This is a genomic window from Rhodococcus sp. F64268 (assembly GCF_023015605.1).
Lineage (GTDB): Bacteria > Actinomycetota > Actinomycetes > Mycobacteriales > Mycobacteriaceae > Rhodococcus.
Map to the genome: position 1 here is coordinate 39006 of NZ_JALKAI010000020.1, position 7913 is coordinate 46918.

The following is a 7913-nucleotide window of genomic DNA, read 5'->3' on the forward strand; positions in this document are numbered from 1 at the left end:
AGGTGAGGATCGTTACGGCGAGCCCGGCAGCGGGATGCCCCACTGGCCCGACGACACAGCCCACAAACCCTACCGACCGGCAACAACCGTTCGAGACAGGTTACTCGCCGGTCATCTCAGGCGCCCTTCGCATACACACCGGCCCAATCTACAGGGTTCGGACCAGCACACGAGCGGTCGCGCGCCGGACACGAGGTCGCCGCCGAAACGATGAGAGAAGGATCACCACACGACTGCGATGATCACGTTGAGGATGCCGAGTCCACCCGCGGTATGCGCGAGCACAGCGGTCGAGCCGGGGGTCTGCTTCTCCTTCTTCACACCGATGATCGCGACGGCGAGGATGACCAGTGCGATCACCAGCTTGATGCCGATCTTCATGTGGTTGACGTCTGCATCGTTCGCCTCGTTGAGACCCACGAGAGCGAGACCCGTCACCACCTGAAGGATCGCACCGTGCAGCATGCCCATCACGACACGCGGCTCCTTGATGACCGCGAGCCACGAGCCGATGATTCCGGCGAGGCCGATGAAGTGCAGGATCAGAAAAATATCGATGGCGACGTCCATGGCCGCAATCCGAACATTTCAGGCGCTACCTGTCCAGTAAGGCAGCACTCACGACGTGGTGTACTTCACCCCTGATCGCGGTACCACTCGAGGAGTTCCGGAACGTCGATCGCGGTTCGCTCGACGGTCGCCGCGGTGTCGGCTCCCTGCAGGATCCGTTTGATCGGAACCTCGAGTTTCTTACCGGTTCGGGTATGCGGCACGCCTGGTGCGGCGAGGATCTCGTCCGGTACATGTCGGGGCGAGACCCGAGCCCGGAGTTCACCCCGGATCCGCTCGCGAAGAGCCTCGTCGAGGGTCACCCCGTCGGCGAGGACAACGAACAGGGGCATCCAGTATTCGCCGTCGGGCCGCTCGACTCCCAGCGCGAGCGCCTCGACTATCTCCGGTAAGGCTTCGACCACCTGATAGATGTCGGCCGTACCGATCCGGACCCCGTGCCGATTCAGCGTCGCATCGGAACGCCCGTGCATCAGGGCAGAGCCGCGCTCGGTGATGGAGATCCAATCTCCGTGCCGCCACACACCCGGGTAGACGGAGAAGTACGCCTCGCGGAGCCTGGTGCCATCAGAATCGTTCCAGAACCGAACCGGCATCGACGGCATCGGCGCGGTGACCACGAGCTCGCCCACCTCGCCGCGCACGGGACGGCCCGCGGCGTCGAAGGCATCGACGGCGACGCCGAGGCACGGCACCGACAGCTCCCCCGGCCACACCGGCACGGTCCGGACCGATCCGATGAACGCCGACACCACGTCGGTGCCGCCGGTGATGGACATGACCTGGACCCGCTCACCCGCGTTCTCGCCCAGCCACAGCGAGGATGTCGGCGGCAATGTCGAGCCGGTGACACCGACCCCGCGGAGAGCGGAGAGGTCGTGTTCTCGACGCGGGACGATGCCCGCTTTCATGCACGCAAGGACGTAGCCGGGGCTCGTCCCGAAGACGGTGACGTGTTCGTCGGCCGCGATCCGCCACAGCCGGTCGACGTCCGGGTAGGACGGTGCTCCGTCGTAACAGACGATCGTGGCGCCGACCTGTAGTCCCGCCGCGAGGAAGTTCCACATCATCCAGCTCGGGCTCGTGTACCAGAAGAATGTGTCGCGGTGACCGATGTCGAGATGCAGCGACAGTGCCTTGAGATGCTCGAGCAGCACTCCCCCGTGCCCGTGCACGATGCCCTTGGGCAGGCCTGTGGTGCCGGACGAGAACACCGTCCACAGCGGGTGGTCGAACGGCACCGGGACGGGCTCGAGTTCATGTTCGCCTGCGGTTGCCTCTTCCCAGGTGAGAATGCCCGGGTCGAGCAAGGTGTCGCCGGAGGTCTCGCTGCGGGCGACGAGCACCGTCATCTCGAGGCCGGACATGTGTTCACGCAACCACGCGACCTCGGCGACCCGATCATGTCGACGGCCGTTGTACCGGTAGCCGTCCGCGGTGACGAGGACCTTCGGTTCGAGCTGGCCGAGCCGATCGAGCGCGCCGGGGGCGGCGTAGTCCTGCCCGCAGGCGGACCACACGGCACCGATTGCTGCGGTGGCAAGCAGTGCAACGATCGCCTCGGGAATGTTGGGTAGATAGCCGACGACCCGGTCGCCTGCTGTGACCCCGCACTCACGGAGTGTGGTTGCGAGGGCGGCGGTCTCCCGGTGCAATTGTGCCCAGCTCGTCTCTCGACGCTGTCCGTCCTCGTCGATGTGGACGATCGCCGGGCGATCCTCGCGAGCATTGCGGAAGACGTACGCAGCGTAGTTCAGTCGGGCCCCGGGAAACCACACTGCTCCGGGCATCGTGGCATCGGCGAGTGCACGTCCGGGGTCGGTGCCCCCGCGGATGTCGAACCAGTCCCACACGGCCTGCCAGAACTCGCAGGAATGGTCGATCGACCACTGCCAGAGTGTGTCGTAGTCCGGCAGCTGCACGGCGTGTCGTCGTTCGACGAAGCGGCCGAATGCCGTCACCCTGGCTTCCGCGGAGTCCACCTCGGTGGGCACCCACTGTGGCCGGATCATCACCGTCACCTCCGTTCCGGCTCGACCTCGGTACGATCCGATCGGTAATCGTTGGCGCGGGCCTCCACCGATCGGTGAAGGATCTGTTCGGCGTGACGTAGCACGGGCGCGTCCACCATCTGTCCCTCGAACCGGAATGCGCCTCGCGACTCGGGTACGGCCGCGAGGACTCTGCGAGCCCACTCGACAGACTCACTGCTCGGCGCATATGCGGCGCGGATGACGCCCACCTGATCGGGGTGGATCGCGACCTTCGCATCGAAACCGACGGCGGCCGCATCGAGAGTCTCGCTGCGGAGTCCGGAATGGTCCCCGATGTCGGGATGGGCAGCGTCCAGTGCCCAGCGGCCGTACGCCTTGGCCGCGAGCAACACCGAGGACCTGACATGCTTTGCGACGTCGCGGTAGGTGCCGTCCGCGTGCCGGATGCTCTGTCCGCCGAGCGCGACGGCAAGCCCCTCTGCACCCCACATGACACCGATGGTGCCCATCGCCAGAGCGATCTCGGCGACCGCGAGTACGCCGCGTGGCGAATCGACGAGCGCGACCACCTCGAGCGGGGCAAGCGCCGTTACCTGCTCTGGTGATTCGCATCGTGCGAGCATCACCCGGGTGTACGGGGTGTCGGCGAGGGCGCGAAGGTCGCGGTGATGCTCGTCGGTGCCGGACGGACCGACTCGGATGACCGTGCGCGCCGGATCGAGCGACCGGTCGAGAAGGGACCGGCGAGCGTAGTCCTTGTCGGCGGGTGCAACCGAGTCGTCGAGATCCAGGACGACGACATCTGCGGTCGCGGCGGCCTTGCCGTAGCGCTCGGGCCGATCTGCCGGGCAGAACAACCACGCCGGTCCCGGAATCACGCTCATGTGGTCGACCTCCTCGTGCACGGTTCGTCCACTTCCGATCATCCCGCGCCCGGCCTGTCCGGTCACCGTTTCGTCGCGAGTGATGGAACGACCGATGGCCCCGCCCGAAAGGGCGAGGCCATCGGCTCGATGTTGTCAGGAGTAGTGGCTCAACTCTTCGCCCTGGTCATCGATGTGTAGAGCAGAGTCAGGACGACTGCGGCCGCGATACTGATGATCCACCGGATCCAGTCGATTCCGCCGGTGTCCGTGTTGCCTTCGGATGCGATCATGCCCCAGACCCAGTAACCGATCAAGGCACCGACGATGCCGATGATGATGGTGATGATCCAACCCATGGCCTGCTTGCCCGGGATCACGAGTCGGGCCAGCACACCGATGACCGCACCGAAGATGATGGTGCCGATGATTTCTCCCATCGGGAGCTCCTCTCGTAAACGATCTTGCCGCGACGAACTGTATGCCAGTTTGTTCTCCCCGGGTGGTTCTACGAGTGAAATTCCGGAAATCGTCCACCGAACGTTGCGCGGCCGGAGTCCGTTCACGATGCGTGGACGATCACTCCACGCAGGTTCTTGCCGTCGCGCAGGTCCTGGTAGCCCTGATTGACTTCTTCGAGGGTGTATCGGGTGGTGATCAACTCGTCGAGTTTCAGTTGTCCCGCGTCGTAGAGGCGCAGCAGCCGCACGATGTCGTACTGCGGGTTGGCGGATCCGAACAGCGAGCCCTTGATGGTTTTCTGGAACAGTGTCAGATCGGTGCCCGACACGTGGACGGTCAGCTTCTCGGGGTTCGCCAAGCCGGTGATCACGACGGTGCCGCCCTTGCCGATGACCGCCGTCGCCGCTGACACGACTTCCTCGTCGACCGTGCCCACCAGGATCAGCGCAGCGTCGGCACCCTGTCCCCAACTCAACTCGTTGACCTTTTCCGCAGCTTCCGCCGCGGTCGCGAACGCGTGGGTGGCTCCGAATTTCAGCGCCGCGTCGCGCTTCATCTCGACGGGGTCGACCACCACGACGTACTTCGCTCCTGCATGGACCGCGCCTTGGACGGCATTGATCCCCAGACCGCCGATGCCGTAGATGACGACGATGTCGCCGGCACGCACGTCACCCGAATACACCGCAGTGCCCCACCCGGACGGCACACCGCAACCGACGAGCACTGCCGTCTCGAGTGGGAGCCAATCGTCGACCTTGACCACCGAGTGCTGCGAGATCGTAGCCCGCTCGGCGAACGTACCCAGCATGCACATGGCACCGAAATCGGTTCCGCCCGAATGGAAGCGAAAGGATCCGTCCGGCATGCATCCCTCGAGGATGGTGGCACCCATATCGCACAGGTTCTGACGACCCGTGGAACAGTATCGGCACGTTCCGCAGTTGGGAATGAAGCTGCACACCACGTGGTCTCCGGGCTTGACCTTGGTGACGCCGGGTCCGACCTCCTCGATGATGCCGGATCCTTCGTGACCGCCGACGATCGGATAGCGCGGGGGGAGGTCTCCATCGGTCAGATGCAGATCGGAGTGGCACAGGCCCGCAGCGGTGTACTTGATCAGGACCTCGCCTGGGCCGGGCCCGTCGAGTTCGAGCTCCATCAGTTCGAACGGCTTGCCCGCTTCGAGCAGTACTGCGGCCTTCGTCTTCATCTCGTCCTCCGTTGTCTCGCTGTTGTTTCAGTGCATATGCGGTCAGAGCCTGTGGATTCAGAGCACAATGTTCACGGCTTCGGTCTGCGTGTAGAGATCGAGTGCGCTCGCGCCGAGTTCCGTCCGCTCACGTTCGGCTGCGTTCGTTCATCGTGGGCCACGGGCCGCGATCGAACGCGGAGCGGGCCGCGCGCACAGCACGGTCGATGTCCTCCGCGCCGCCGTGAGCGACGTCCACGAGCTTCTCGCCGGTAGCGGGATCGTGGGTAGCGGAAAGGAACTCTCGGACACGCGGGGCGACGGTGTACTCGGCTACGGCAGACATACGCACCTCCAGAAGTAGTGTGACACGAGTCACATATCCGGAGGGGTGTCTTCGAACTGTCCAAGGTTTGGACACTCGCCAGGGCACGCCAGGCGTCAGAAGATGCCGAGTGCCTTTTGATCCTGCTGTACAGCGTGGTGCGACTGATGCCGAGCCGCGCCGCGGCATGAACCTTGTACCCGCCGCTGTCGCGCTCCCCCGGGCGCCCGATGCACGTGCTCGCGGTCTGCACGTCGACACAGATCCCGCCGTCCTCGCGGACCTGCCCACAGACCCCGAGATCACGGCGTATCTGGACCGGCTCGACTACGTCGTCCAGCAACTGCACACTGCGCGGTGCGGCGCACAGAGTCGTGGTCACAGGTGAAGAGCAATGTAACCAGGACCAATAGCAGGAGCCGTCGTCGGTAGCCGCTGTACCGCCGGGCAATTCAGTCGTCCTCCCAGACCAGCGCATCACTTCAATCAGGGCAGGATCGCGCTCGTCGATGACCCGTAAACGAATCAGACCAGCCACCGACTCGGGCATCCACATCGGGGGGTTCCGGCAGCCGATCTGCTACCTAGATGTAATTCCCAGACACCCGATGGCGGCGCCGCGGCCTTGGTGGGCGGCAGACCCTCCGATCGGCGATCAGGCACGGTCGCTCGGGGTGTACCGGAGGACATTGGAGTCCTGCGCCTCGAAGCCGAGCCGGCGGTAGAGGCGATTGGCCGCCTCCCGCGAGGCACGCGAGGTCAGGTCGACCGTCCGCGCGCCGAGTTCGGCTGCCCGGTCCAGCGCGGCGCGGGTCAGCTCGGCACCGGCCTGCTGCCCCCGTGCTTCGGCGTCGACCACCACGTCTTCGATCCAGCCCGGACTCCGGTCGGGATGGGGAAGACCACCAGGGTCAGGGTGCCGACGACGCGACCGTCCAGCCGGGCGACGAAGAGTGTGTTCGCCGGGCACCCGACGACGTTGCGGAGTGTTTCGACCTCACCGGTGCGGCGGAGCTCGACAGTTGGGAATCAGACGCGCGAAGGCGGCGGAGATCTCCTCGGTGACGTCGCTGACCTGCTCGATTTCCACAGTCATGGGTTCTCCTCAGTAAATTGCGGATGACGCCGCGTCGGATTCGGATTCCGGGGAGCGGCCCGGCGGACGCACGATATCGATGCAGCGAACCCGCGTTGACCGTGGCCCCGAGCGGCACCCGGGGGACCTCTTCTACTTGAACCTCCTTGCGGCCGGATGGATCCGCACCGCACGACATACCGAGCTTTGGCAAGGTCCCGAAGAACAGCGGCAACACCCGAAGCCCGCTCCTGGCGCAGACGCCCCCGGGGCCAGGATCAGTTCTCACCCAGGCCCAGTTCTTCGGCACGAACGAACTTGGTGTACTGCGCGGCCACACGCTGAGGAAAGGTGCCCAGTGTATCGGGGGAGATGTCGTCGAGGGGCCGACGCCCGGACAGCTCGGCCATGTACCGGCCGTACACCATCAGGCACACCGACATCCGGCCGGTCGCGACATCACCGGTCCAGCAGGTGGTGCCGGGCACGTTCTGCGGAGCCGAAGCGTCTTCGATCAAGTCCGGATAGTTCTCGAGCGTGATCTCGGCGAACTCGTCTCGCAGGGTCAGTGCACCCTCGTCACTACCGGTGCGGTAGACGGTCGAATTGAGCATGGCGACTCGATCGGTGCCGGTGCCCTTGAACACGGCGCGGGTGCGGGCCGGATGGGAGGCGAAGTGCAACCATCCTGCCGGCCCGTAGACCGCAGCGTCGGAGTAGTACGCGGGTTCACTGTCGAGGAACCCGACGGCGCGGCCGAGGACCTTGTCGACATCGATCGACAGAGTGGCGATCTGTTCGGTGGCGGTGGCCGGGAACCGATCGAGCAGAACTTGCTGCTGCTGCACGGCACGCACGGTGGTGTCGGTGGCCCACGTTGTGTCCGGGTCCTCGTCGTCGGTGACCGTCTCGTCAACTTGGGTGTAAATCACGAACGTTCCCCGCGCAGTGAATGTCCTGACCGTGTGAGTCTCTCCGGGAAGATAGGACTTCTCGTGCCGGTACGTGCTGGCGAGAGTTCCTGGGACTTGTGGTAATGCGACCGAGGTTTCCGGCCCCAGGGACAGACCATCGGTGACGTCATACCGACTGAGAAGGGTGTCGTGGAGGACCTGCGTGGCGCTGCCGGCGTTCTGTTCGGTGGGAAAACGCCACACCGCAATGCCGAGTTGCCGGGAGTGGTCGGGGGTGCGGCGGAAGCTGTGGAAACCACTGATGAGCCCGAACGGTTCGATTGCCTCCTTCGCATCGTAACGCAGGAAACCATCGGTACCGTCGACGGTGACCCCGACACCGTTGACAGTGGTCAAGGCAGGGTCGATGGCGTGAGGGTGGATGACGTACTCGGCGAGACGCTGGCCTTCCACGGCGGGACCGTAGTCCCCGGCCAGTAGACCCTCGGCGGCGTAGTCCCGCGGTTCGGTCCTATACT

The 7913-nt window shown here is 65.0% G+C and carries 8 protein-coding genes and 1 pseudogene; 1 reads left to right on the forward strand and 8 read right to left on the reverse strand.

Annotated features, from left to right (window positions below; all coding sequences use genetic code 11):
• Positions 1-222 precede the first annotated feature (222 nt).
• The 6 genes and pseudogenes from MWU77_RS24190 to MWU77_RS24215 form a co-directional block, all read right to left on the reverse strand.
• Positions 223-570: a hypothetical protein gene (locus MWU77_RS24190; protein WP_169689915.1), complete on the reverse strand. Its 348-nt coding sequence runs from the start codon at positions 568-570 to the stop codon at positions 223-225.
• Positions 571-635: 65 nt separating this feature from the next.
• Positions 636-2582, reverse strand: coding sequence for an acetoacetate--CoA ligase (locus tag MWU77_RS24195; protein WP_247275000.1), 1947 nt, complete (start codon positions 2580-2582; stop codon positions 636-638).
• 5 nt (positions 2583-2587) lie between these two features.
• On the reverse strand, positions 2588-3448 hold the full coding sequence (locus MWU77_RS24200; protein ID WP_169689917.1) for a CoA ester lyase: 861 nt from the start codon (positions 3446-3448) through the stop codon (positions 2588-2590).
• Positions 3449-3597: 149 nt separating this feature from the next.
• Entirely contained in the window at positions 3598-3867 is a 270-nt protein-coding gene (locus MWU77_RS24205) for a GlsB/YeaQ/YmgE family stress response membrane protein (protein WP_169689918.1), read from the reverse strand.
• Between the two features lie 122 nt (positions 3868-3989).
• Positions 3990-5102, reverse strand: a complete 1113-nt coding sequence (locus tag MWU77_RS24210; RefSeq protein WP_169689919.1) for an NDMA-dependent alcohol dehydrogenase — start codon at positions 5100-5102, stop codon at positions 3990-3992.
• A 133-nt stretch (positions 5103-5235) separates the two neighbouring features.
• Positions 5236-5427: pseudogene (locus MWU77_RS24215) on the reverse strand (aldehyde dehydrogenase family protein); the annotation flags it as partial.
• A 166-nt stretch (positions 5428-5593) separates the two neighbouring features.
• Here MWU77_RS24215 and MWU77_RS24220 point away from each other — a divergent pair.
• Positions 5594-5794 (forward strand): hypothetical protein, encoded by a 201-nt coding sequence (locus MWU77_RS24220; RefSeq protein WP_247275001.1) that lies wholly within the window; start codon positions 5594-5596, stop codon positions 5792-5794.
• Between the two features lie 267 nt (positions 5795-6061).
• Here the strand turns inward: MWU77_RS24220 and MWU77_RS24225 are convergent, their stop codons facing one another.
• Both MWU77_RS24225 and MWU77_RS24230 read right to left on the reverse strand, forming a co-directional pair.
• A complete protein-coding gene (locus MWU77_RS24225; protein ID WP_247275002.1) occupies positions 6062-6376 on the reverse strand; it encodes an N-acetyltransferase in 315 nt (104 codons plus the stop codon).
• 383 nt (positions 6377-6759) lie between these two features.
• Positions 6760-7913: hypothetical protein (locus MWU77_RS24230; RefSeq protein ID WP_247275003.1), on the reverse strand; the 1154-nt coding region annotated here is incomplete at its 5' end.

Bases quoted from the DNA above. Each gene is read 5' to 3' on its own strand.
- MWU77_RS24190 (WP_169689915.1), bottom strand. From the start codon at position 570: ATGGACGTCGCCATCGATATTTTTCTGATCCTGCACTTCATCGGCCTC.
- MWU77_RS24195 (WP_247275000.1), bottom strand. From the start codon at position 2,582: ATGATCCGGCCACAGTGGGTGCCCACCGAGGTGGACTCCGCGGAAGCC.
- MWU77_RS24200 (WP_169689917.1), bottom strand. From the start codon at position 3,448: ATGAGCGTGATTCCGGGACCGGCGTGGTTGTTCTGCCCGGCAGATCGG.
- MWU77_RS24210 (WP_169689919.1), bottom strand. From the start codon at position 5,102: ATGAAGACGAAGGCCGCAGTACTGCTCGAAGCGGGCAAGCCGTTCGAA.
- MWU77_RS24220 (WP_247275001.1), top strand. From the start codon at position 5,594: ATGAACCTTGTACCCGCCGCTGTCGCGCTCCCCCGGGCGCCCGATGCA.
- MWU77_RS24205 (WP_169689918.1), bottom strand. From the start codon at position 3,867: ATGGGAGAAATCATCGGCACCATCATCTTCGGTGCGGTCATCGGTGTG.